Source organism: Rhodococcus sp. 24CO (assembly GCF_050586165.1).
Lineage (GTDB): Bacteria > Actinomycetota > Actinomycetes > Mycobacteriales > Mycobacteriaceae > Rhodococcus_F.
In genome coordinates, this window is record NZ_JAZFNF010000005.1 from 530,835 (window position 1) to 554,488 (window position 23,654).

Sequence of the window (23,654 nt, forward strand, 5' to 3'; positions counted from 1 at the left end):
TCCTGGAAAGTATTGGATCCGAACACTTTCCAGTGTTACGTGCATCACCGAAGAAAGTTCGTGCCCGATAGGAGTGCTAAACCTCGACTGGCACGACAATCCGGCAGTTGCAACTCTCGGGTCAGTCGCCCAGCCGGATCGGCGCCAAGTCCGCAAAGACGTCGCCAGGACCAGGATTCTCGGATGGCGTAGAACCGCCGAGATGATGGACGACTCCCCACACTGCGTTGATCGCGGTCTGGATCGCTCCCTCGGCCCATCCCGCCGTCCAGGAAACGTCGTCGCCTGCGAGGAAGACTCCGCGATGACGCGGTTCGAGGTCACTTTGCACGAAGTGCGAGAACAGTCGCTCCTGGTACCGGTAATGCCCGGGCAGATTTGCCTTGAAGGCGCCCATGAAATCGCGTTCGGTTTCCCAGGACAGCGTGACCGGACTGGAGATGATGTGACTCCGGAAATCGACGCCGGGGTAGATCTCTTCCAATGAGCGCAACATGATCTCCATGCGCTCGGTAGCGTTCAGCGCCAACAACTTCAACGAATCATCCGACCACGTGTACGACAGACAGATCAGGCCGGGTTTTCCTTCCCCTTGATCGAGGAGGTACGTGCCGCGACTCATGCGGTCGGTCAGGGTCATCGACACCGAATCGCGACCGGTCTCGGGATCCTTGTCCTTCCAGAACGGACGATCGACAAGAACGAACACCTTGGTCGAGCCCATGTAATGCGTTCGCTCGATCGCAGTCCAATGATCGATCGGGAACAGATCGTCGGCGCAGCGAATGTTGTTGAGAAGCATCCAACTCTGCACGGTGACAACGGCGCTCGCATACGTTCGGATGAAACCCTCGGCATCGACAACCGTGAACCGACCCGGTTCGGTGCGTCGCAGTTCAGTGACACGCGGCCGCGTTTTCCCGCCGTTCAGTGAAGACACCGTTGTGCCTGCCGGCCAGTGCTTCATCCGCGCGGGGGTTCGGCTCCACAGACGCAACGGCAACTGCTGCGATCCACCGACGATCCCACGGTGATCGTCATCGGCTGCTGTGATGACCACACGAAGGATCTCGAGGATCGAATTGGGATAATCGGTATCCCAGCCGCCGGTCCCAAATCCGACCTGCCCGAACACTTCCCGCATATGGAAGGACTTGAAGTGCTTCGATGCGGCGAGGAATCCGTAGAACGTCTGGTCGTCGTATCGCACCACCAACTCGTTCCAGATCCGCTTGATCTCAGCGGTATCGCGGTCCCGAATTGCCTGCTGCATGGGAATCAAATCGGCGTAGTCTTCAAGAGTGCGTGCCCACGCCTGTTCGACTTCGGTGAAGATCGGCGGCAAATCCTCGAGTGTGTGCGCATAGTGGCTTTCGCCCTTGAGGTCGATGACGGTACTCGGGGTTACCTCCGCCAGCGGATTGGCGAACTCCTGGGTCTCTAGCCCCATCTCGCCGAGGTAGTGGAAGAGCGTTGTCGACGACGGTGGGAATCGCATCGCGCCCATCTCCGCGACGATGCCCGGGTACCCGTCGAATTCGACCGAGCGCATTCGGCCGCCAATCTGATCTGCCTCGTAGACAACCGGTTTGAGTCCGATTCTGAGCAGCTCGTACGCCACGATCATGCCGGCAAGCCCGCCACCGATCACTGCGATTTCCGTGCCGAACGAGACGTCTGGCACCGATCCCAACCCGGCCGGGTCGGACACGTAGTCGTCGTACGCAAACGGAAAGTCGGGACCGAACATCGTCAGCGGAGGAAGCGGTCCAGGCTCGGAGGAACTGTCGGGAGCTACGGGAACGGTCATCGGCGACCCTCTCGCTGGGAACGATAGTCGGGGTACAGATCGAGTCGACGATCATCGAGATGTGTATTGACGGAACGTGATCGACTCACCTCGGCGGCGGAGATATCGGCAAGGATCAGTTCCTGCCCGGCACCTGCTCGGGCAAGCTCCCTACCGGCCGGATCGATCGTGCACGACAACCCGCAATAGGTGAGCTCGGACTCCGAACCACAGCGATTGACGTACGTGACAAACATCTGGCTCTCGTAGGCGCGAGCCGGAACAACCTGCTGTGCAATGTGTTCGTACGGTGCCATCAGTCCGGTGGGCACGATCAACCACTGGGTTCCGGCATCAGCATGGGCACGAACAGCTTCGGGGAATTCGACGTCGTAGCAGATCAACAGGCCGCACTGGATTCCGTCGAGATCGAAACCGACGACCAGAGTGTCACCGGGCGCAAAATTCTCACGATCGAGCGCGCCGAAGAGATGCGTCTTGCGGTAGTTGGCAAGCGAGAGGCCAGTGCGCCCTACTACCTGCACACTGTTGTAGACATCGCCGCCGGAGAGTTCGGGATAGCCGTAGACGATGGCGATGCCAGCGGTGACCGCGACCGCCGCAACCGCGTCGAAGATCGGTCCGTCCGACGGTTCTGCGCGCGTTCCGACCAATCCGCCGATGTTGTACCCCGTTGCGGACATTTCCGGCGTCACCAGGACGGATGCACCGGACGCCGCTGCTGCGCGTGCTGCCACCTCGATCGCGCCCAGATTGAACTCCACCGAAGCATTGACATCTTTCGATGTGAGCGGGCCCTGAAACAGTCCGACACGGAGGGAATCGACCTTCATCGTGCGCTCCTCGAGAAGTTCCGTGACGTCAGTATGCGACGGGCTCGACTTCAAAGGGTGATCGGCAACGCGACATCTGTCAACTGATGTTTCTCGAAAATCAACCTTCGGCCTCAGGCAGGTGCGCGTGGCCCCTCCGGCAAGGCCGGATTCAAAACCCACAGAACCTTGGCCCGCACGGTGCCCTCAGCCGAGAAACTGTGGTTGTGACGCGGAGCAAAGGTGAGCGAATCCCCCACCTGCAGGACCACATCCTCGGCGTCGACGGACTCACCCTCCGGATCAGTTCTCCCGCCCTCGAACGACACCCGTAAACCACCCTCGAGGACGTGAACGAAGTTCACATCGGCCGGCAGGCTGTAGTACTCGGTCCCACTTCCCCCACCTGGTTCGATCTCACTCATCAACACCTGGATACGACGCTCATTCGTCGGCGTGAGCAGAAATTCTGCCATCTTCTCGCCGCCGAAACTGATCTGCGGCCGGGCGTCGACGCGCACCACCTCACCAGCAGAAGCGTTCTCGAACAGCGAACCGATCGGGACCTCGAGTGCGGCGCACACCTTGATCAAGGTCGCCACCGACGCATTCACGTGATCGCGCTCGAGTTTCGACAGGAACCCCTTGGTCACTCCGCACGATGTGGCCAGGTCGTCGAGCGTCAACCGCTTCGACTGGCGGGCAGCCTTGAGCCTCGCCCCGATCTGCGGGCTACCAGGCTCCGAGCTGTCCTTCATCTTCACCACGCGATAACTCCTTCAACACAGCCCGTCCCCTACAGGAAACAAGAGTTGACAAATAGGCTTCTCGAAGAAACCATACTTGCACAGAGAGCTACATCACCGATGTGCCGTTCACAGGCAGGGACCCCAATGGCCACCAACGACGCCGGATCTTTCATCGGACCAGTCGACGCGACTCGAGTCCCCCGATACGCCGAACCGACCACCTTTGCGCGCCTGCCGCGCCTCGACGAGGTTTCGCGCGCCGACGTGACCATTCTGGGAATCCCTTTCGATTCGGGGGTCAGCTACCGGCCCGGCGCGCGCTTCGGCCCCGGTCACATCCGCGCTGCGTCGAAGCTGCTGCGTCCGTACAACCCGGCACTGAAGGTCTCACCCTTTGCTAACCAGCAAGTTGCCGACTTCGGCGACATCGGCGTCAACCCCTTCGACATCCAGGAAGCGTTGACGACGGTTCAATCCGCGGTGACCGACCTGCGCGCCGACGGTTCCTCGGTGCTCACACTCGGTGGCGACCACACCATCGCACTGCCGATCCTTCGATCACTCGCACGCGATCACGGACCCATCGCCGTGCTGCACTTCGATGCTCACCTCGATACGTGGGACACCTATTTCGGCCAACCCTTCACGCACGGAACACCTTTCCGCCGCGCCAGCGAAGAGGGCCTCATCGACATGGAGCGCTCACAGCACATCGGCATCCGCGGACCGCTCTACAGTGAGAAGGACCTCGAGGACGATCGCGTGCTCGGCTTCCAGGTGATTCGCAGCGACGACTACGAGGTCGACGGCGTCGCCAGCATCGTCGAGCGCATGCGTAAGCGCCTCGACGGCGGCCCGGTGTACGTCTCCGTCGACATCGACGTACTCGATCCCGCCCACGCTCCGGGTACCGGAACACCCGAAGCCGGCGGCATGACATCTCGTGAACTGTTGAACACACTGCGAGGACTGGTGGGTCTCAACGTGGTCGGCGCCGACATCGTCGAGGTCGCGCCGGCGTACGACCACGCCGAGATCACCGGTATCGCAGCGGCTCACGTCGCTTACGAGTTGTTGTCGGTACTCGCACTCAATCGCTGAAGCAGCACAACGGTATCCGTGGTGTGATGCATCTCCGGGTTCGCGGGAAGATCACGCTCCCGCGACTCCGAGACCAACACCTTCCACCCATCTGTGAACAACGACTCCACGTAGTCCGGGGTATGCAGCATTGCCCGATGGTGCTCCGTCGGCGACTCGTGGGGCGAATGGCCGACGATCAGCAAATGGCCACCGGGTGCAACCAGTTCACCGAGAGCGCGGAACAGTTCCCCGCGTGCGGGTTCGAGCATGTGAAAGAACTGCGCGGACACCAGATCGAACGAACGGCCCTGCGGATCCCACTTGGTCAGGTCTGCTTCCAGCCACTCGATACCAACGCCAGAGCCCTCGACGTGAGCCTTCGCGCGACTGAGCGCCACCGACGAAATATCCGTGCCCGTGACCTTCCATCCGCGGCGTGCCAACCACAGAGCGTCTGCGCCCTCGCCGCAGCCGACGTCGAGTGCGGTACCCGGCGCGAGGTCTGACGCCTCGGCGATCAACTGCGGGTTGGGGTTTCCACTCCAGCGGGCGGGGCGCTCCGCGTACAGCGAGTTCCAGAATTGTGCATCTGCCTTGGCATACGGGTTCTCGGTAGTGTCGGAGTGGTCGTGATGGTTCTGGTGTGCGGGGTCATGGTGTGCGGGGTCATGGTTCTGGTGGTCATGGTGTTCGTGGCTCATGCATTCCAGGATGAGCAATCTCCACGGCTGGTGCAACGTTCCTTGCCGAAACAGCAACAAATGCTGCACTCGCCGTGGCAGACGTGACACACAGCACCCCCGATGCGCTAACGTCGCGCTTCATGCCATGGATTTATGGCATGCTCCGCTTGACTGGCACTCGTTCGATTCTCGGGAAAGGACCTCGCGATAGCCGCTCCGCGCGCTGATGTCGCCCTTGCCGTTGCTGCCGCAACGGTCCTCGGGGTTGGTATCGGAGTCCTACTCACCGACGTTCTGGCCGGCCTTGCTGTCGGCGTAGGTGCCGCGGTTGTGTTCCGTTTTGCCCTTCGGATGATCAATACCCGCAGATGACGGCTGTGGAATAACTTCTGCGACTCGGTCGTTGTACTGGCTGTCGGTGTTCGGTTCATTGCCCCGGGTACCACCCCAGAAACGCCGCTTCGAGCGGCCACTTGCCGAGAGGCGCAAGACGGGCACCGACCCTTGCGAAACCGTCGACACCACCAGGTGCCGACGGTTTCCTTATTCGCCAGGACCACCGGTGGTTAGACAGATGTGAGAATATGCCGCTTATGTCTGCCATCACCGATTACTTCACAGCCCCCTCGGATGCAGTCGCGGCCACCGCGTTGGACGACGGCCCGATCGACCCGGTGCAAGCCAAGCGTGTCGACCCGGTCGTCTCCCTCAGCCGCCTCGAGTCGGTGCTCACCGGCAGGACATATGACGAGATCACTGCCGAACCCAGGCGAGGATCGTTGGTTGCCGTCAACGACGACGGTGACACTTACATCCTGACCGTCGCCGACGACCTACGGGATGCGCTAGCCGGTTTGGATGCCGAAGGTGTGATGGCAGCGGCCCGCGCGTGGACCATCGACGAGACAATCGAGCCTTCCGAAGAATCGGTGCCATTCCTCACCGCGCTTGCCGACCTGGCAACCGGGGCAGTGCGCCGTGGCGACAGTATCTACTGCCACATGGTCATCTGAGCGCATGTACGAGCACGGCGTCACAGACCGTCACTTCCGTCAGCCCTGAATTCCCTCCAAGAATGCGGTTTGATCCGCCAGATACCCGGGCGCGAAGATCGAACGAGGGGCGAGAACAGCCACCAGGGTCGACATCAGTTCCGAGTCTTCGAGGTTTTTCTCCACCAGTGAATGAGTCGCGTCAGGGTACTTCTTGACCACCAATTGCCCTGGTGAGTCAAGCAATTCGCGATATACCGATTCAGTATCCGCCACGTCGACGTTCACGTCTTGTCCGCCGAGAATCAAGAGCACCGGAACATCCACGGTTTCGAGATCGATTCGGGCATCAGACCGATAGTTTTGCCGGATGAAGTTCCAGCGATCTTCGGTGAGGCCATCAGCCGCGCCGGACGCCACGAGATCGTCGAACGAGCTATCCCTGGCCAACTGTTCCAGGTTCCTCGCTCGGTCCGCTCGCGCTTTCTCGAACTCGTCGGCCGACGCATTCCGCTCGGAAAGCTCTGCCAGGGTGTTGAATTCACCTTGCTCGAGCCAGTTGACCGCGGGACCCACGGCAATGACAAACGCGACGTCCGGATCAAGATTTACTACCTTGGGCATCACCCAGCCTGCCTGGCTTGCACCCCACAGACCGATTCGAGACGGATCGATATCCGAGCGTCCCCGTGCCCATTCGATTGCCGCTTCTGTCTCCGCGGCCCGATCGTCCATGCTCTGATCGAGCCAATTTCCCGGCGCCCCGCCTACTCCCGGCTTATTCCAGGAGAGTGACGCGTACCCGGCCGTTGCAAACGACTCCCAGATCGGCCGGTAGAAGGTCTCGTGCGTTGCATCGATCGGCCCGTCTCCGTGGACAAAAACCACGAGCCCGAAAGGACCGTCACCGTGATCGGGAAGCGCCAGGACTCCCTGAAGCGGCACCGATCCCCCGGTGATCGTCACTTTTTCCTCACGGATGTCGTAGGTGTGCTGGTACAGCGTCCATGCCACCAGGCCGACGATCAGTACGACGACTACCGCCAGGGAAGTGATCACCCACCTGCGTAAACGCGTGTTGCCTTTTCTCTCCCTCACCGATTGCATTGCCATCTTCTCGCCCTAACGTACGAAATTCAAACGACCGTTTTGTGTTTGATAGTACAGTGATGGGCGAAGATGCAGAGAAGGAATGAAGGGGCCGAGCGATGACCGACACGCATGTCGATGTACCCACGCGGATTCTGATCGAAGGACTTCTGCGTGCGGACGGAACCGTCGACGGGCCCACTCTTTATGCCACCGCCGACGCCCTCGACATGACGGACCAGCAGATCCGACTGTGCATCAAGCGGTTGGTCGCCGAGGGAAAGTTCACGCAAGATGGGCGCGGACGACAAGCCACGCTGCGAGCAACCGCGAAGACTGTGCGGGAGATGGGCCCCGACGTCGAATTCGTTCGACTCGCCTATCAACAAGATCGAGGCACCACGACGCCATGGGACGGGCGCTGGCATGTGGTGGGATTCGCAATTCCGGAGTCGTCACGGAAAGCGCGAGATGCACTGCGCACCAGGGTGACCTATCTCGGCGGGGCCCTCGTGCAGGGCGGCCTGTACGTCTCGCCACACGCGTGGGAACCCTATGTTCTCGATGCCGCCGCCCAACTCGACGTCGAACAATATCTGTCTTCGCTGACTACTCGCGATCTGAAAGTGGGCACCCTCGCAGACCCCTCGAAGATTGCCGCACAACTGTGGCCACTGGACGAGATCGCAGCCGGATACGATCAGCTACTGAACGTGGCGACCGCGCGCCTGCACAAACTGCGGCACACTTCAGCCTTCACTGCCACTGACGCCGTAACGATGACAATCGAACTCGCGGCGGAATTCACGCGAGCGATGGAACCCGATCCGCTCCTACCACCGGAATTACTGCCCACCAACTGGATTGGCAAGCGGGCGCGGTCGATCACTGCGCAGTGCTGGGCGCTTCTGGCACAGGTGGATGGCGCCGACCAACTGCCGTCGCTATTCCACCTCTACGCAGATGCAATCGGCGATCAGGACGCGAGCGTGCGCTGACGCTGCGGCAATCCGAAGCGCCCGAGAACCTCGTCGACAGCTGTGGCCGGAGTCACCAATCCCCGCGACTGCAGCCACGGAATGGTTTCGCCGACAAGATGTTCGAGAGTGCGAGGCAACGACAACGGAAGCAACGTCACACCGTCTGCAACGTCGGCAGCCCGAATATCGGCGATCAAACTGCCGAGACCGGACGGTGTTCCTACGTAGTGCAGCGACGCCGGGATACGCGGGACGTTCAGCGCACTGTCCAACTGCGCCAACTCTTTACGCGCAGCCCGCGCTTCCGGAGCGATCAGGATTTCGAGATCGACCAACACGGCAACAGAGTCAGGATCACGGCCGTCCTCGGCAATCGCCGCACGAATCTGGGCGCGCTGAGCTTGGGCGTCGCGCAGGTCGGTGGCACGGATCCGAATGACATTGACGGGGAAGGCCGTCAGATCGAGAAGGGTGTCACCTTCGGTGAGATCGACCCAGTAATCCGCGCCGATGAGCGGCAGGTTGCCGGGAGCTCCTTCGGCAGCGGGATGGTGGCCGAATCCGGTCAGTTCAACAGCTACGTGCAGGGAATGAGATGCGATAGAAGACATGTGTATCTCCGAAAGTATGGAGGGAGGGGTGAGCGCGAGACGATCGTCAGCTCGTACACATTCCAAACGCCGCAGTTGTCATGTCTGCCATGTTAGTTGCCTATTTCAATCACTGCATCCGGATGTGAGCTCAGACGCATTCGGCTGCGCCGGCGTCGCCGGCGGTGCCACCAAGGAAAGTGCGGGTCTCGGGCACAGGATTCCATGCACCGGCGGTCTTTTCGTAGTTCCAATCACGCTGATTCGAAACCAGGATGCTCACGGCGTTGATCAGGCGGGTGACGTCGTCGGAGCTGCTGCCCAATCCGAGGCTGGCGCGAACGGCACCGCCGGACAGGCCGAGACGTGAGAGCAACGGGTGTGCGCAGAAGCGTCCGTCGCGGACGCCGATGCCATGTTCTGCCGAGAGGAATGCGGCAACCTCGCCGGCTTCGTAGCCGTCGACGGTGAAGGTGACGATTCCGACGGCGTCGGGAGCATCGGCCCACAACCGGAGCAAGTTGACGCCGGCGACGGCGGCCAGTCCGTCGGTCAGCTGAGCGGTGAGCGCCTTCTCGTGCTCCGAGATGGCATCGAAGTCGAGAGCGGTCAGGGCGTCGCAGGCAGCGGCGATTGCAGCAGCACCGAGGACGTTGGGCGAACCGGCCTCGTGACGGGCGGGAGCGCAGGCCCACTCGGTGGATTCCAGCGTCACCTCACGGACAGCGCCACCACCGGCGAGGTACGGCTTGGCCTCGTCGAGCCAGTCGCGGCGACCGACGAGGACGCCGGCACCGAACGGTGCGTACAGCTTGTGTCCGGAGAATGCGAGGTAGTCGACTCCGCAGTCCTGCAGGTCGATACGACGGTGGGGAGCCAACTGCGCAGCGTCGACGAGGATGCGTGCACCACAACGATGTGCAATGTCCGCGAGGCGTGCGATCGGCAGGATCTCGCCGGTCACGTTGGACGCTCCCGTGATGGCGAGGAGTGCGGCGGGCTTGGTGCACAGTTCTGCGATCAGGCGCTCGATGGTTTCTTCGACGGTATCAGCGGCCGTGACGATGCGAGCATCGTTCCAGGGCAACAGGTTTGCGTGATGCTCGACGTCGAGAACGACAGTGCTGCCGGGCACGGACTGAGCGAGAAGATTGAGCGAGTCCGTCGTGTTGCGGGTGAAGACGACAACCTGATCGTCGGCGCAGTTCACGAAGCGGGCAACCGATTCGCGAGCGTTCTCGTAGGTGAGTGTGGAGATCCGCGAGGCGTATCCGGCACCACGGTGGACGCTGGCGTACGTGGGAAGCAGTTCCGCAATGCGGTCGGTGACCTGGGCCAACGCCGGCGCGCTCGCTGCGTAGTCGAAGTTCGCATAGGAACACTCGCCACCCTGGACGAGGGGAACCTGCAGGTCGGCGCCGGAAACCTTGGCGATGGGAGCGGTGCAGGTATCGGCACTCAGAACAGCAGTCATCGAAGACAATCCTCACGTTCAAGGACTCATTCGTTCGGGTGATGTCCCCGGAAGAGTCCGCGCTTGCCGAATCCGTTTTCGGATACAGCCGGGTCGTCACCCGGAGCACCCCACCGCGGAGGAGGGTTGCCGACCAGCAAGCCGGGGCTGAACACTGGTACTCGTGACCTGCAAACGAGAATGACAGGACTCCACCGGCTTGTCAACCCCAGCGCGGAGCGCGCTCTCGATACCGACAAATCGCCCGACGTCTCCTCGTGGTGACCACCATCACGGCAACGTTTCGACTTCCGTGGCACCGCTATCGTCGAGAGCGGCATCCGCGGGCCATAAGCGGTGACCTACAAAATCATTCGCCGAGTTTGACAAATTCGATTCGTTCCGAAGCTCACGAAGATCCTTCGTTCCTTGAATTCCAGAGAGATTCGAACAAATTTCGAACCTGAGATTGCGAAAATCATTTAACAGCAACAAAATACAGGTGAATAGCCGAATAGAGCCGGCATATTCGTCAACACTGCACCACCTTTCATTCATTTGAGTCGACAGAACTGCGCAGCTACGTTGAATTGCAAAGCGATAGCCCGGTCTTTACTGCGATGGTGCGAGCACATGCCCACCTACGCGACCTGTGGCCGCCATACGAGGGCTGAACGCGTCGACGATGTCGCCGGAGTGCGATAGGCACGCTGAACTGTGTGAAGGAGCGAGATGACTGCGGTCAAAAACGCGTGGAAGGGACTACGGAAACCCGTATTCGTCCCGGCATCGATAGTGATCTTCGGGCTGATCGCCTTTGCCGTGATCTACTCCGGGACTGCGTCCGACGCCTTCCAGAGCCTCAACAACGCCATCACCGATGGTGTCGGCTGGTGGTACATCCTGTCCGCCACCGGATTTGTGGTCTTTGCGCTCTACTGCGCGATCAGCCGGATCGGCAACATCAGGCTCGGCCGCGACGACGAACAACCCGAGTTCGGCATGATGTCGTGGTTTGCCATGCTGTTCAGTGCTGGCATGGGCATCGGTCTGGTGTTTTACGGAGTGGCAGAACCACTTTCGCACTACGTGGACCCGCCGGTCGCGGGCCGGGTAGCAGGATCCACCGACGCGGCCGCAAATCAGGCCATGGAACTGACGATGTTCCATTGGGGCCTGCACGCGTGGGCCATCTACGTTGTTGTCGGTCTCGGACTGGCGTACATGACCTACCGCAAGGGTCGCCCGCTCTCGATCCGCTGGCTCCTCGAACCCCTACTCGGACGCGCCCGCATCGAGGGCAAGATCGGGCACGCCATCGACGTCGTCGCGATCGTCGGCACCCTGTTCGGCGTCGCCACCTCGCTCGGATTCGGTGTTCAGCAGATTACCGCCGGCCTCGACTACCTCGGCTGGGTGGAAACCGACAACTGGCTGGTCATCGCCATCATCGTCATCGTGACGGGTATGGCCACCTTCTCCGTGGTCTCCGGTGTCACCAAGGGCCTGAAGTGGCTCTCCAACATCAACATGATGCTCGCTGCAGCGCTGGCCCTGTTCGTCCTGATCCTCGGCCCCACGTTGTTCCTGCTGCAGTCCTGGGTACAGAACCTCGGCGGCTACGTTCAGGCCCTTCCGGAACTGATGCTGCGCACCTCCCCGTTTGCGGAAGACGGCTGGCAGGGCACATGGACCATCTTCTACTGGGGTTGGTGGATGAGCTGGGCACCGTTTGTCGGCATGTTCATCGCACGCATCTCACGTGGTCGCACCATCCGCGAATTCGTCTTCGGTGTGCTGCTGGCCCCGACGCTGGTCGGTTCGTTGTGGTTCACGATCTTCGGTAACTCCGGCATTCTGCGTCAGCGCAACGAGGGCACCATGCTCGACGGGTCCGGCGCCGTCGACACCAACACGTCGCTGTTCACGCTTCTCGACGGTCTTCCGCTCGGAACGATCTCGAGTGTTCTCGCGATCGTTGTCATCGTGTTCTTCTTCGTGACGTCGGCCGACTCGGGTTCGATCGTCATCGACATTCTCGCGACGGGCGGCAATCTGGAGACATCCAAGATCACCCGGGTCTACTGGACTTTCCTGTCCGGCGCCGCCGCGGCTGTTCTGCTCCTGGTCGGTGGCAGCGGATCACTGACCGCCCTGCAAACCGTGGCTATCGCGACGGCCGTTCCGTTCTCGATCATCATGGTGCTGGCGTGCCTGTCGATGCTCAAAGCGTTCCGATACGAGGTTGCCGCGGCTCCCCGGTACTTGCGGATCTCGACTACGAACAGCTCGGTCGACGTGCCACAACCGGCGACCAAACGATTGCGCGACCTGAACATCTCGTCGAGCTTCGCCGGGCTGACGCCGTCGCAATCAGGCATCACCACTGATCCGAGTGATACCCACATGTTCGTCGCAGTCCACGAAGTCCCGCAGCACGCGGTCAACATCAACCCGGATACCGGCGTCGTCGACATCTCCACAGATTCTCGGGCCGTCGACCCGTTGGGCGGCGAAGTATTCGACACTCCGGAGTTCGCCGATTCGGCCGAGGGACACCTGCAGAGCGTCACGAACTCGGAATAACCGTTGCGTCGGCATGTTGCATTAGGCAGAACTGTTCACCAACTCGCAAACTTGTCATGAGATAACAACTCGACAGGTCGCACGACTGAGATTCATGAGCAGAACAGGATCAACGGGTTTGCCACTCCAGCCGCACGCGGAAACGGAATCGTCTTTGGGGATTCCGTCCGTATTCCTCCGTTCGACGCAGGCACCTGCGCCGCGCACCCTCATCGACATCGTGCGGGCATCCGCGCAGGCAAACCCCGAAGCACCTGCCATCGACGACGGTGACACGACGCTGTCGTACGCGGAACTGCTGGGCGAAATCGAACAGGGCGCGCGCTGGCTCGCCGACGCCGGAGTCGGCGCGGGTGATCGCGTCGGCATCCGGATGCCGTCCGGTTCGCGTTCGCTGTACGTGGCAATCCTGTCAATCCTCGCGGCCGGTGCCGCCTACGTACCCGTAGACGCCGATGATCCGGAAGAACGCGCCGAACTCGTTTTCGGTGAAGCTCAGGTAGCCGCGATCATCACCGGCGACGGCATCGGGCCTGGCACCGCACCGAAACGGCTGCAGCACCCACCCGTCCGCGATCCCCTGCCAGAAGACGACGCCTGGATCATCTTCACCTCCGGATCCACCGGAACACCCAAGGGCGTCGCCGTCACCCACCTCAATGCCGCGGCGTTTGTCGACGCCGAGGCCCGCATGTTCCTTCAGGACGAGCCGATCGGGCCCGGTGACCGTGTTCTCGCGGGACTGTCCGTCGCCTTCGACGCGTCGTGTGAGGAAATGTGGCTCGCGTGGCGTCATGGCGCATGTTTGGTTCCCGCACCGCGATCACTCGTGCGCAGCGGCATGGACCTCGGGCCGTGGCTGGTCTCCCGCGACGTCAGCATCGTCTCCACCGTTCCGACACTGGCGTCGCTGTGGCCGGCCGAGGCTCTCGAAGCTGTCCGCCTTCTGATCTTCGGCGGCGAAGCCTGCCCGCCCGAGTTGGCCGAACGCCTGGCAGTCGAAGGCCGCGAAGTGTGGAACACGTACGGACCCACCGAAGCGACGGTTGTCGCGTGCGGTGCGTTGATGGACGGCAAGAGTCCCGTCAGCATCGGACTCCCTCTCGACGGCTGGGACCTTGCAGTCGTCGACGCTCAGAACAACCCCGTCGCAGTCGGGGAGGTGGGCGAACTGGTGATCGGTGGCGTCGGCCTCGCCCGTTATCTCGACCCGGCTAAAGACGCCGAGAAGTACGCGTCGATGCCCTCGCTCGGCTGGGAGCGTGCGTACCGCAGTGGCGACCTCGTCCGACTCGAACTCGAGGGACTCATGTTCCAGGGCCGAGCCGACGATCAGGTCAAGCTCGGCGGCCGACGCATCGAACTCGGCGAAGTCGACAACGCGCTGCAGAACCTTCCCGGTGTCAGTGGTGCTGCAGCCGCGGTCAAGAAAACCGCGGCCGGAAACCAACTCCTCGTGGGATACATCGCGAGCACCGACCCCGATTTCGACCTCAAGGCGGCACACGCCACGCTCAGCGAACAATTGCCGGCAGCGCTCGTTCCGCGTCTGGCATTGATGGACGAACTCCCGACGCGTACCTCCGGCAAGGTCGACCGCAACGCTCTTCCCTGGCCACTGCCCGGTGCCGGCGAAGATGCCGGAGCCGCACTAGGACTGGACGGAACCGCAGCCTGGGTAGCCGGACTGTGGGGTTCGATTCTCGGCGCCCAGATCACCGGCCTCGACAACGATTTCTTCGAAGTGGGCGGCGGATCACTCTCCGCAGCGCAGCTCGTGACGGCACTACGCGAACGATTCCCCGAGGTCACCGTCGCCCAACTCTACGATCATCCACGGTTGGGGTCCCTGGCCGAATACCTCGACGAATTGGCCCCCACCGAAACCGTCGAACCCCGCATCGTCACACCGACGCCACTGAAAACCCAACTGGCGCAGGTCGCGGCAACGGTTCCGATCACGACCCTGGCCGGACTCCAGTGGGTCACGTGGCTCGCGATCGCCAACAACGTCCTCGCGTGGTTCGTCGACGTCAGCTGGGCGCCGACGGTCTCGTGGTGGTGGATTCTGTTGGCGTTCCTCGTCTTCATCACGCCGATCGGCCGTATGACGATCGCGGTGATCGGCACCCGCGCGCTGCTGCGCAATCTACAGCCGGGAACCTACCCGCGCGGCGGCAGCGAACACATGCGGCTGTGGATCGCCCAACGACTCACCGAAGCCAGTGGCGCAGCAAATCTTTCGGGCGCACCGTGGATGCTGTACTACGCGCGGGCGCTCGGAGCCGACATCGGCCACGGCGTCGACCTGCACACGTTGCCGCCCGTCACCGGCATGCTCGAACTCGGCGACGGGTGCTCCGTCGAACCCGAAGTCGACCTGTCCGGTCACTGGATCGACGGCGATCTCATCCACATCGGTGAGATCAAGATCGGGGCCGGCGCTTCTGTCGGTTCACGCTCCACACTTCTGCCCGGCGCACGCGTCGGACGCGGCGCCGTCGTCGAACCCGGATCGGCTGTGTTCGGCCGGGTGAAAGCCAACCAGCAGTGGGCAGGTTCGCCCGCTACCAAGATCGGCAAAGCGAATCATCCTTGGCCGTCGGAACATCCGAAGCGTGCCCCCGGGTGGGTTCCGGTGTACGGCGTCACGTCTGTCTTCCTGGCCGGTGTGCCGATCTTTGCACTGGTGGCCGGAATCGTGTTGATCGGTTGGTGGATTCGCAACACCGAAACCCTCGGTAGCGCCATTGCCCAGTCGCTCATCATGCTTCCCTTCGCGACAATTCTGAGTCTGCTGGTCTTCGCCACGATCACTCTTGTCTCCGTGCGCCTGTTGTCGATCGGATTGACCGAGGGATACCACCCCGTCCGGAGCCGGATCGGCTGGCAGGTCTGGGCCACCGAGCGTCTGCTCGACTCCGCCCGCACTTTCCTCTTCCCGCTGTACGCCAGCCTGCTCACGCCCGGCTGGTTGCGCCTCCTCGGTGCCAAGATCGGCAAGAACGTCGAAGCGTCCACCGTCCTGCTTCTTCCGAAGTTCACGACAGTCGCGGACGGCGCGTTCCTCGCCGACGACACCATGGTCGCCAGCTACGGACTCGGCGGCGGCTGGATGCACATCGAGCACGCCAAGATCGGCAAGCGCGCATTCCTCGGCAACTCCGGGATGACCGCTCCCGGCCGACGCGTCCCCAAGAACGGACTTGTTGCCGTGTTGTCCGCGACGCCGTCGAAGGCGAAGTCCGGATCCTCGTGGCTCGGTAGCCCGCCCGTGCGTCTGCGTCGTGCAGTCGGCGACACCGACGCGGCCCGCACCTTCAATCCCCCGACCCGTCTCAAGATCGCCCGCGGCGTCGTGGAAACCTGCCGACTCATCCCCGTCATGGTCACCTTCGGCATCGGTCTCGGCGTGCTGTTTGCACTCGAAGCCCTCGTAGGCGCCGTCGGATTCTGGTTCGCCGCTCTGCTGAGCGGCGTCGTCTTGCTGATCGCGGGCGCAGTTGCCGGGGCGATCACCGTCGCGGCCAAGTGGCTTGTCGTCGGCAAGATCAAGAAGGTGGAGCATCCGCTCTGGAGTTCCTTCGTCTGGCGCAACGAGGTTGCCGACGCCTTTGTCGAGACCGTCGCGGCGCCCTGGTTTGCTCGAGCAGCAACTGGCACTGCCGTACTGAACATCTTCTTGCGCGGACTCGGCGCCAAAATCGGCAAAGGGGTTTGGTGCGAGTCGTACTGGCTACCCGAAGCAGATCTCGTGACTTTGGGTGACGGGGCAACCGTCGAACGGGGGTGCGTCGTGCAAACTCACCTCTTCCATGATCGGATTATGGCCATGGACACCGTCACCTTGGGAGCAGGAGCAACGCTGGGACCACACTGTGTCGCGCTACCCGCAGCCGGAATCGGCGCAGGCGCAACCGTCGGACCTGCATCATTGGTCATGCGCGGTGACACAGTTCCGCCGTCGACCCGGTGGCAGGGCAACCCCATTGCCCCATGGGCGGCTTCGTGAAGCCGAACAAGATGCTCGAAGAGCCGATCGATCCGTACCTGCCGCAGAACGGCAACCGTGGCTATCGCGTATCCCGATACGAATTGGAACTGACCTACAAGGTTTTCAGTAACCGGCTGGCCGGCAAAGCCGTCATCACCGCCGTCACCACCGAGAACCGATCAAAGTTCAGCTTCGATCTTGCTCAGAACCTGCAGGTGTCCAAGGTGTCGGTCAACGGCGCCCGCGGCGCCAAGTACTCCCGCCAGAACAACAAGCTGATCATCACGCCAGGCACCAAGATCCCCGCCGGCGGAGCACTCTCGGTCACCGTTCAGTACACCGGAAACCCCGAACCCATCAAAGGTCTCTGGGGCGAAGTCGGCTGGGAAGAACTCACCGAAGGAACCCTCGTCGCCAGCCAGCCCAACGGGGCCGCGTCGTGGTTCCCGTGCGACGACCATCCCAGTTCCAAAGCGTCGTACCGTATTTCGATCACCACCGATTCACCGTTCTACGCACTCGCCAACGGCGCGTTGGTGCGCAAGCAAACCCGCGCCAGCGCAACCACTTGGGTGTACGAGCAGACCGAGCCAATGGCCACCTACCTGGCGACCATTCAGATCGGGCAGTACGAGCATCGGCAGGTCAGCTCCGGCCGGGTCCCGATCTTCGCGGTTCATCCACCCCGACTGCACAACGAGTTCGACGTCGACTTCTCACGCCAGCCGCAGATGCTCGACGTCTTCGGAAAACTGTTCGGCCCGTACCCCTTTGCCGACTACACCGCCGTGGTCACCGACGACGAACTCGAGATTCCTATCGAAGCACAGGGGCTCTCGATTTTCGGCGCCAATCACTGCACCGGCCGACGCGGATCCGAACGCCTTGTCGCACACGAGTTGGCACACCAGTGGTTCGGCAACAGCCTCACGATCGGGGCGTGGTGCGACATCTGGCTGCACGAAGGTTTTGCCTGTTACGCGGAGTGGATCTGGTCCGAGAACTCCGGCGGGCCGTCGTCCGAAACCCTTGCGGCCAACGCCTACCAAGGACTGATGCGCAAACCTCAGGATCTCGTCCTCGGCAATCCCGGGCCGGCCCTGATGTTCGACGATCGAATCTACAAACGAGGCGCTCTCACCCTGCACGCTTTGCGCGGGGTCCTCGGAGACGACAAGTTCTTCGAACTCCTCCGTCAGTGGACCACCAAACACCGTCACAGCACTGTCAGCACCGAGCAGTTCACCGATCTGGCATCACGATTCACCGACCTCCCGCTTCGGCCGCTGTGGGACGCATGGCTGAACAGCAAAGAGCTACCGCCCCGAAGGTGACGGTCCGACTCAGCTCAGAGCTTTGAGGCTCTCCAACCTTTTCAGGATCGGCGCTCGCCATTCCTCGACTTCCTCCGGACCGTTCTCGGCCCACAACTCGTAGAGTTCGGAAGTTTCGGGGTCGGCAATTGTGCGTTCGAGTGTCGTGAGAATCCACTCCCGCTGCTCCGGGGTCAAGGACTCGGTGTAGGCAACGGCATCGATACCTTCGAGTTGCGGCGGGGCCGGTAGAAGTCCGTGCGCCACTGCAACAATCTCCGCCACCGCGAGTGCCGCCTGCGAATCGTCCACCTCGACGTACTCGTCGTCGACATGGCTGGTGAAATCGGTGATGTCGAAGTCACCCGCCCGAACCGCCACAAGCAAATCGCCGGCCGCGTCGTTCTCGAACGGTCCCGAACCCCAAGTCCCCATTGAGCATTCCTCCTGATTCGTGGGCTGGGCTCAGCCCGCCTTGACGATAGCCGACTCATCCGCCGGGAGATGTGACCGGGATTTGAACAGTACGAGTACGAGGCAGGCAGCAGCAGCCGCCGAGCCGAACAACAGGGTCACCGTATAGGTCAGCGCCGGAATACTTTCCGACAGCATCGCCAAGACCGCCGGAACCGCAAACCCGATGTAGGTGATCGAATAGAACACCGCGGTCAGGCCGGCGAGGTCATCCGGCCCGGCGATGCGCTGGATCTCGAGCAGGCCGGACACCAGAGCCATTCCGTACCCGCAGCCCAGGATCGCAGCCGCAACAATCGCGGCGGCAACTGTCAGCGTCGACGCCACCACAGCCGCTGCAGCCATTCCGATAACCAGGAACACCAGCGCTACGACGGCACCGCGCGCACTGCTGTTCGTGTCGATCTTGCGTCCGAGGGACTGGATCGCAAATCCGCAGGCCAAGGCAACAACACAGAGGAATGCAGAGAAGGCGACCGGCGCGTTGCCACTGTGGCCCGTCATCAGCGCGGGGATGACCGCGTAGCCGACACTTGCTGCTCCGAACACCCACGGCGCCAACGGAACAACGACGTACAGGAATCTACGATGGCCGGCCGACGGGATCTTCAGGTCGTCGATCAACCGTCGACGCCCGTTCTTCGGTTGCGCGCCTCGAGTCTCAGGTGCTCGCCACAAGGCAACGCCCGCAAGCACAGTGATCAGGATATGCAGAATGTAAGCCAACGCACTCGGCAGTGGTGCCCATTGCGCCAACACGCCGGCGAAGCCCGCGCCCAACGCAAACCCGGCGGTCAAACTCATCGCGGCGCGTCTGGCACCCGCACCTTCGGTGGCATCCGGATCCCAAGGAGCCGCGGACAATTCCTTCACCCACGAACCGCCGACGGCCATGCCGATTCCCAGCGCAATGCCGCAGAGGATGCGTCCCACAATCAGAACTGCTGCGGAGTCTGCCCCGAATGCCAGCAGTGTCGAGCCGGCGATCGCGATGAACGGGGCCGGGAGCATGATCGGGCGTCGACCCAGCCGATCGGACAGCGGGCCACCGAGCAAGAGTGCAGGAACAATGCCCACCACGTAGGCAAAGAGGAAGAAGTCGACCATAACGGGCGAATAGCCGTGTTCGGTCCGGTACATCACCAACAGCGGTGTGAATTCGTTGCCGCCCCAGGCAACTGCGAACATACTGGCCGCAACCATGAGCCAGGTCCGGGCAGAACGGCTCTCCGTGGACGTGTTCGACAACAGAGTCTCGACGCTCATCACAGACCTCCCTGCAGTCCGAGACCGTGGACTCTGCGCATATGAGCGAGTACCGCGTCGTTGTACGCATCGGCGTCGCCGGCCTCGACAAGGCTGACCAGTTCGGTGTGGTCTTCGAGAATCCGGGGGAATTTGCCAGGGTCGAGCGAGATGGATCGTGCCGTCATGCGCCGCTGTCGATCACGCAGACCGGCGTAGAAGGTGTCGAGCAGTGGATTACCACCAGCAGCAACAATCATCTTGTGGAAATCTGCATCGGCGGCACTGAATGCTGCGACGTCGCCACGATCCGCAATGTCACGCTGCTCGGTCATGCTTGCCCGCAAAGCTGCGATCAATCCGCTGCGAGCCTGCGGTCGGTCAGCCACAACACGAACACTCTGCGTCTCCACCAGTTGCCGCGCCGCGACCACGTGCTCGGCCTCGCCGTCCGCCACGGGGACGATCAATGCACCCTTCTTCGGGTACAGACGCATCCAGCCCTCGGCTTCGAGACGGAGAAACGCCTCGCGCACGGGAGTACGACTGCACTCCATTCGACTGGCGATCTCGCCCTCACTGATGAGCTCACCACCGGGTAACTCCCCGGACAGGATGAGTTCCTTCACTTCGCGGAATACCGACTCCGCCGTGGAATGCAACATAGACACAAGATGTATTTATACTCTTCCCTGCAGGTCAGTAGTACACCGGCCCCGGAATACCGCCGCCGACAGCAACCGCGTCACCCGTGATCGCGACACTGCGCGGCGACGCCAGGAACGTCACTACGTCGGCCACCTCGGCGGCGTCGACGATCTTGCGAATCGAATTGGTAGCAATCCCGGCTTCCACCTCGGCCAGCGAACGCCCCGTCAGATTCATCTCGTCTTCGATCCGAGTCGTCAACCGTTCGGTCCGAGTCACCCCGGGATGAACCACCGTCACATTGATTCCGCTCGGGCCCAACTCGTCGGCCAGGTTCTTCGTCAGCGCAGAGACACTGACGTTGCGCACCGTATGCGCAATCGAGGTGGCGGTACGCGCGCCCAGGCCACTGATGTTGATGATCCTGCCCCAGCCCTGCGCCACCATGTGCGGGGCAACTGCCCGGGCCGTACGGAGATAGCCGAGAACCTTCACCTCGACTTCGCCCCGCACCACATCATCGGTTGTCGACCAGAAATCCGTCGGCCTACCAGCACTCCACGGGGTAGCCGCAGAGTTCACCAGGATGTCGACGCCACCAAACGTCGCCACAACCTCGCGTACCGCAGCCTGAACTGCGTCGTCGTCTCTCGTATCGGCGGCAACACCGATTGCTCGAATCCCGAACTCCGACGCCAGCTCTCGGGCAGTGTCGGCCACCGACTGTTCTGTTCGAGCAAGAATCGCGAGATCGACGCCTTCCTCGGCCAAACCTCTGGCGATCGCGAGCCCGATCCCCTTGCTACCACCAGCAACAATTGCGCATTTTCCCGAAAGTCGAAGATCCATGCCGCGACACTATCCACACGACGGGAATCAGTCCCGGACAGGCGGCGCCATACGCGAGGTGACGGCAATGCGGTTCCATGCATTGATCGTGAAGATGACACTGATCAGCTGAGCCAACTCTGCATCTGCGAAGTGCTCGGAGGCTTCGTTGTATACGGCGTCGGGGACAAACCCGTCGGTGAGGACTGTGACGGCCTCCGTCAAGGCGAGAGCTGCGCGCTCCTTGTCGGAGTACAGATCTCGGGCTTCTTCCCACGCGTTCAGAAGATAGAGCTTCTGCTCCGTCACGCCGGCTTTGCGCGCATCACGTGTGTGCATGTCCAAGCACCACGCACAATGGTTCAACTGCGATGCACGAGTGAGCACCAACTCGACCAGCGTGGGATCCAGCCCCTTACGTGCAGCACTGTCCAGCGCGATCATCGCCTTGTAAACCTCGGGTGCCAGCTGTGCGATGTTGAGTCGTTGCCCTGTTGTTGTCATACCTAGAACGATAATCTCGAAATGACCCTCAATCATGGTTCAATTTGCGAGTGAATTCGTGGGCCAATCTCGGTTTCGATCTGCATATAGAGCTGCCGCAAGGCGTCGGCGTCAAAGCAGCACTTCTGCAGGCGCTTCGTGACGCGATCGACGGCGGGGTCTTGACGCCTGGCACCAGACTCCCGCCGTCGCGCACTCTTGCACACGACCTCGGCATAGCGCGAAACACCGTGGCCAACTGCTACGCCGAACTCGCCGCAGCCGGGTGGCTCGCAACACGTCAGGGTTCCGGCACGGTGGTCGCTTCGCTCGCGGACTCCCGCAATGACGCGGCGCGGGCACCATCGGCAGTGCGCTTCGCACACAGTTTGATGCCCGGATCGCCTGACGTATCGGCCTTTCCGCGTGCTGCCTGGATTTCGTCTGCTCGACGCGCCCTGACCGCAGCCCCCAACGACGCGTTCGGCGCCACCGATCCCCGAGGTCGCGTCGAACTTCGCAATGCCCTCTCCGGGTACCTGGGCCGAACCAGAGGAGTGCGGGTAGACCCGAATCGAATAGTGGTCAGCGCCGGTTCAGGTCACGGGATCGCGCTTCTAGCCCGCGCCCTAGGAGGAACGTTTGCAGTGGATGCTTACAGTCTTCATCTACACAGGAAGTTACTGATAGACGAGGGCATACGAACCGTTCCGATCTCGGTTGACGAATCAGGCACGTGCACAGACGAACTCGATTCCACATCCGCCGGAGCCGCACTACTGACACCGACACACCAGTTTCCACTCGGCGGACCGCTCACACCCGCACGGCGGGCAACTGCCATCGATTGGGCGTCGAGCACTGGCGGAGTAATACTGGAAGACGACTACGACGGTGAATTCCGCTACGACAGAAAGCCCGTCGGCGCGCTACAGGGGATCGCCCCACAACACGTCGCCTACCTCGGAACCGCGAGCAAAACACTCTCGCCGGCCATTCGTATCGGATGGATGGTGTTGCCGGACAGATTGATCGAACCGGTGCTCGAGGTCAAAGGGCCGTACGAGCGTTGGGTCAGCTCAACCGATCAGCTGACGCTGGCAGACTTCATCGAGTCGGGGCGGTTCGACACTCACATTCGGAAGATGCGGGTTTCCTACCGACGACGACGCGATCAACTAGTTGCGATCCTCTCCGCGCGAGTACCCGAAGTTCAGGTCGAGGGGATCTCCGCGGGACTTCATGCGGTGATTCGATTGCCCCGTGGCAGCGAACAATCCGTGATGGCTGCCGCGAATTCACGCGGCCTCGGCCTTGAAGGGCTGTCCACGTTTCGGCACCCCGACGCGTCGTCTGCCAGCTCTGACGGCATCGTTGTCGGATACAGCACGCCCTCACCGTCCCAGTACCCTCGGACTCTCGAAATGCTCTGCGAGACATTGGAATCAGCGCTGCAATAGAGTCCGATATCGGGTGCCGGTGGTGTTTCGGGGACACGAAAAAGCCCCCAACCGTGAAGGTTGGGGGCTTTCTCAAGTTGTGTTCGGCGGTGTCCTACTCTCCCACACCCTGTCGAGTGCAGTACCATCGGCGCTGAAGGGCTTAGCTTCCGGGTTCGGAATGGGACCGGGCGTTTCCCCTTCGCTATGACCGCCGTAACTCTATGAAACTGTCACAGTAACTTTCCTTCGATGACCGTGGTTTCACCACCCGTCAACACCTGATGTTGCCGGTGTTGGGGGATGGAGAAAACAAGGTTTTCTCAAAGGTATCTGTGTGTTGTTTCAGATACCGCACAGTGGACGCGTAGCTTCTTTGTGGTAAGTCCTCGGCCTATTAGTA

At 61.8% G+C, this 23,654-nt stretch carries 19 protein-coding genes, 1 rRNA gene and 1 riboswitch; of the genes, 7 read left to right on the forward strand and 13 right to left on the reverse strand.

What is annotated here, in order from left to right; translation table 11 throughout:
* Positions 1-121: 121 nt before the first annotated feature.
* The 3 genes from V2B23_RS15390 to V2B23_RS15400 all read right to left on the reverse strand — a co-directional run bounded on the left by V2B23_RS15390 (position 122) and on the right by V2B23_RS15400 (position 3,380).
* Positions 122-1,810, reverse strand: a complete 1,689-nt coding sequence (locus V2B23_RS15390) for a flavin monoamine oxidase family protein (RefSeq protein WP_430951126.1) — start codon at positions 1,808-1,810, stop codon at positions 122-124.
* Positions 1,807-2,643, reverse strand: a complete 837-nt coding sequence (locus V2B23_RS15395; protein WP_430951127.1) for a carbon-nitrogen hydrolase family protein — start codon at positions 2,641-2,643, stop codon at positions 1,807-1,809. Before V2B23_RS15395 ends, V2B23_RS15390 begins: the two co-directional genes overlap by 4 nt.
* 113 nt (positions 2,644-2,756) lie before the next feature.
* Positions 2,757-3,380: a helix-turn-helix domain-containing protein gene (locus tag V2B23_RS15400; protein WP_430951166.1), complete on the reverse strand. Its 624-nt coding sequence runs from the start codon at positions 3,378-3,380 to the stop codon at positions 2,757-2,759.
* Between the two features lie 135 nt (positions 3,381-3,515).
* On the opposite strand from V2B23_RS15400, the gene speB reads away from it, so the two are divergent.
* Positions 3,516-4,472: an agmatinase gene (speB, locus tag V2B23_RS15405; RefSeq protein WP_430951128.1), complete on the forward strand. Its 957-nt coding sequence runs from the start codon at positions 3,516-3,518 to the stop codon at positions 4,470-4,472.
* Here speB and V2B23_RS15410 read toward each other — a convergent pair.
* A complete protein-coding gene (locus V2B23_RS15410) occupies positions 4,436-5,155 on the reverse strand; it encodes a class I SAM-dependent methyltransferase (protein WP_430951129.1) in 720 nt (239 codons plus the stop codon). The two genes, speB and V2B23_RS15410, sit on opposite strands and share 37 nt — an antisense overlap.
* 575 nt (positions 5,156-5,730) lie before the next feature.
* Between V2B23_RS15410 and V2B23_RS15415 the strand changes: the two genes are divergently transcribed.
* Positions 5,731-6,150, forward strand: a complete 420-nt coding sequence (locus V2B23_RS15415) for a hypothetical protein (RefSeq protein WP_430951130.1) — start codon at positions 5,731-5,733, stop codon at positions 6,148-6,150.
* A gap of 39 nt (positions 6,151-6,189) precedes the next feature.
* On the opposite strand, the gene V2B23_RS15420 is transcribed toward V2B23_RS15415, so the two are convergent.
* Positions 6,190-7,188, reverse strand: coding sequence for an alpha/beta hydrolase family protein (locus tag V2B23_RS15420; protein ID WP_430951131.1), 999 nt, complete (start codon positions 7,186-7,188; stop codon positions 6,190-6,192).
* A gap of 149 nt (positions 7,189-7,337) precedes the next feature.
* On the opposite strand from V2B23_RS15420, the gene V2B23_RS15425 reads away from it, so the two are divergent.
* Positions 7,338-8,216 carry a PaaX family transcriptional regulator C-terminal domain-containing protein gene (locus V2B23_RS15425; RefSeq protein WP_430951132.1) on the forward strand — a complete coding sequence of 293 codons (879 nt, stop codon included), beginning with the start codon at positions 7,338-7,340 and terminating at the stop codon, positions 8,214-8,216.
* Here V2B23_RS15425 and V2B23_RS15430 read toward each other — a convergent pair.
* Together V2B23_RS15430 and V2B23_RS15435 are read right to left on the reverse strand one after the other, a co-directional pair.
* The gene (locus V2B23_RS15430) at positions 8,195-8,809 is read right to left on the reverse strand and encodes a hypothetical protein (RefSeq protein ID WP_430951133.1); all 615 of its coding nucleotides are present in this window, start codon (positions 8,807-8,809) and stop codon (positions 8,195-8,197) included. The genes V2B23_RS15425 and V2B23_RS15430 overlap by 22 nt on opposite strands.
* A gap of 130 nt (positions 8,810-8,939) precedes the next feature.
* On the reverse strand, positions 8,940-10,262 hold the full coding sequence (locus V2B23_RS15435) for an aminotransferase class V-fold PLP-dependent enzyme (protein WP_430951134.1): 1,323 nt from the start codon (positions 10,260-10,262) through the stop codon (positions 8,940-8,942).
* 54 nt (positions 10,263-10,316) lie between these two features.
* Positions 10,317-10,431: riboswitch (SAM riboswitch) on the reverse strand.
* Positions 10,432-10,973: 542 nt separating this feature from the next.
* Here V2B23_RS15435 and V2B23_RS15440 point away from each other — a divergent pair.
* The 3 genes from V2B23_RS15440 to V2B23_RS15450 all read left to right on the forward strand — a co-directional run bounded on the left by V2B23_RS15440 (position 10,974) and on the right by V2B23_RS15450 (position 18,155).
* A complete protein-coding gene (locus V2B23_RS15440; protein ID WP_430951135.1) occupies positions 10,974-12,827 on the forward strand; it encodes a BCCT family transporter in 1,854 nt (617 codons plus the stop codon).
* A 94-nt stretch (positions 12,828-12,921) separates the two neighbouring features.
* Positions 12,922-16,839: a Pls/PosA family non-ribosomal peptide synthetase gene (locus V2B23_RS15445; RefSeq protein WP_430951136.1), complete on the forward strand. Its 3,918-nt coding sequence runs from the start codon at positions 12,922-12,924 to the stop codon at positions 16,837-16,839.
* Positions 16,824-18,155, forward strand: coding sequence for a M1 family metallopeptidase (locus V2B23_RS15450; protein WP_430951137.1), 1,332 nt, complete (start codon positions 16,824-16,826; stop codon positions 18,153-18,155). Before V2B23_RS15445 ends, V2B23_RS15450 begins: the two co-directional genes overlap by 16 nt.
* Before the next feature lie 9 nt (positions 18,156-18,164).
* On the opposite strand, the gene V2B23_RS15455 is transcribed toward V2B23_RS15450, so the two are convergent.
* Genes V2B23_RS15455 through V2B23_RS15475 form a run of 5 tightly spaced genes read right to left on the reverse strand, consistent with a single transcriptional unit; the run spans position 18,165 to position 21,833 of the window.
* Positions 18,165-18,569, reverse strand: a complete 405-nt coding sequence (locus tag V2B23_RS15455) for a DUF4259 domain-containing protein (RefSeq protein ID WP_430951138.1) — start codon at positions 18,567-18,569, stop codon at positions 18,165-18,167.
* A 30-nt stretch (positions 18,570-18,599) separates the two neighbouring features.
* The gene (locus V2B23_RS15460) at positions 18,600-19,874 is read right to left on the reverse strand and encodes an MFS transporter (RefSeq protein WP_430951139.1); all 1,275 of its coding nucleotides are present in this window, start codon (positions 19,872-19,874) and stop codon (positions 18,600-18,602) included.
* Positions 19,874-20,518 (reverse strand): GntR family transcriptional regulator, encoded by a 645-nt coding sequence (locus tag V2B23_RS15465; protein WP_430951140.1) that lies wholly within the window; start codon positions 20,516-20,518, stop codon positions 19,874-19,876. Before V2B23_RS15465 ends, V2B23_RS15460 begins: the two co-directional genes overlap by 1 nt.
* Positions 20,519-20,552: 34 nt before the next feature.
* On the reverse strand, positions 20,553-21,350 hold the full coding sequence (locus V2B23_RS15470) for an SDR family NAD(P)-dependent oxidoreductase (RefSeq protein WP_430951141.1): 798 nt from the start codon (positions 21,348-21,350) through the stop codon (positions 20,553-20,555).
* Between the two features lie 27 nt (positions 21,351-21,377).
* Positions 21,378-21,833, reverse strand: a complete 456-nt coding sequence (locus V2B23_RS15475; protein WP_430951142.1) for a carboxymuconolactone decarboxylase family protein — start codon at positions 21,831-21,833, stop codon at positions 21,378-21,380.
* A gap of 50 nt (positions 21,834-21,883) precedes the next feature.
* Between V2B23_RS15475 and V2B23_RS15480 the strand changes: the two genes are divergently transcribed.
* Positions 21,884-23,272, forward strand: coding sequence for a PLP-dependent aminotransferase family protein (locus V2B23_RS15480; RefSeq protein WP_430951143.1), 1,389 nt, complete (start codon positions 21,884-21,886; stop codon positions 23,270-23,272).
* Between the two features lie 81 nt (positions 23,273-23,353).
* Here V2B23_RS15480 and rrf read toward each other — a convergent pair.
* Positions 23,354-23,470 (reverse strand): 5S ribosomal RNA (gene rrf / locus V2B23_RS15485).
* Positions 23,471-23,654: the final 184 nt, after the last annotated feature.

Bases quoted from the DNA above. Each gene is read 5' to 3' on its own strand.
- V2B23_RS15390 (WP_430951126.1), bottom strand. From the start codon at position 1,810: ATGACCGTTCCCGTAGCTCCCGACAGTTCCTCCGAGCCTGGACCGCTT.
- V2B23_RS15395 (WP_430951127.1), bottom strand. From the start codon at position 2,643: ATGAAGGTCGATTCCCTCCGTGTCGGACTGTTTCAGGGCCCGCTCACA.
- V2B23_RS15400 (WP_430951166.1), bottom strand. From the start codon at position 3,380: ATGAAGGACAGCTCGGAGCCTGGTAGCCCGCAGATCGGGGCGAGGCTC.
- speB (WP_430951128.1), top strand. From the start codon at position 3,516: ATGGCCACCAACGACGCCGGATCTTTCATCGGACCAGTCGACGCGACT.
- V2B23_RS15410 (WP_430951129.1), bottom strand. From the start codon at position 5,155: ATGAGCCACGAACACCATGACCACCAGAACCATGACCCCGCACACCAT.
- V2B23_RS15415 (WP_430951130.1), top strand. From the start codon at position 5,731: ATGTCTGCCATCACCGATTACTTCACAGCCCCCTCGGATGCAGTCGCG.
- V2B23_RS15425 (WP_430951132.1), top strand. From the start codon at position 7,338: ATGACCGACACGCATGTCGATGTACCCACGCGGATTCTGATCGAAGGA.
- V2B23_RS15430 (WP_430951133.1), bottom strand. From the start codon at position 8,809: ATGTCTTCTATCGCATCTCATTCCCTGCACGTAGCTGTTGAACTGACC.
- V2B23_RS15435 (WP_430951134.1), bottom strand. From the start codon at position 10,262: ATGACTGCTGTTCTGAGTGCCGATACCTGCACCGCTCCCATCGCCAAG.
- V2B23_RS15440 (WP_430951135.1), top strand. From the start codon at position 10,974: ATGACTGCGGTCAAAAACGCGTGGAAGGGACTACGGAAACCCGTATTC.
- V2B23_RS15445 (WP_430951136.1), top strand. From the start codon at position 12,922: ATGAGCAGAACAGGATCAACGGGTTTGCCACTCCAGCCGCACGCGGAA.
- V2B23_RS15450 (WP_430951137.1), top strand. From the start codon at position 16,824: ATGGGCGGCTTCGTGAAGCCGAACAAGATGCTCGAAGAGCCGATCGAT.
- V2B23_RS15455 (WP_430951138.1), bottom strand. From the start codon at position 18,569: ATGGGGACTTGGGGTTCGGGACCGTTCGAGAACGACGCGGCCGGCGAT.
- V2B23_RS15460 (WP_430951139.1), bottom strand. From the start codon at position 19,874: ATGAGCGTCGAGACTCTGTTGTCGAACACGTCCACGGAGAGCCGTTCT.
- V2B23_RS15465 (WP_430951140.1), bottom strand. From the start codon at position 20,518: ATGTTGCATTCCACGGCGGAGTCGGTATTCCGCGAAGTGAAGGAACTC.
- V2B23_RS15470 (WP_430951141.1), bottom strand. From the start codon at position 21,350: ATGGATCTTCGACTTTCGGGAAAATGCGCAATTGTTGCTGGTGGTAGC.
- V2B23_RS15475 (WP_430951142.1), bottom strand. From the start codon at position 21,833: ATGACAACAACAGGGCAACGACTCAACATCGCACAGCTGGCACCCGAG.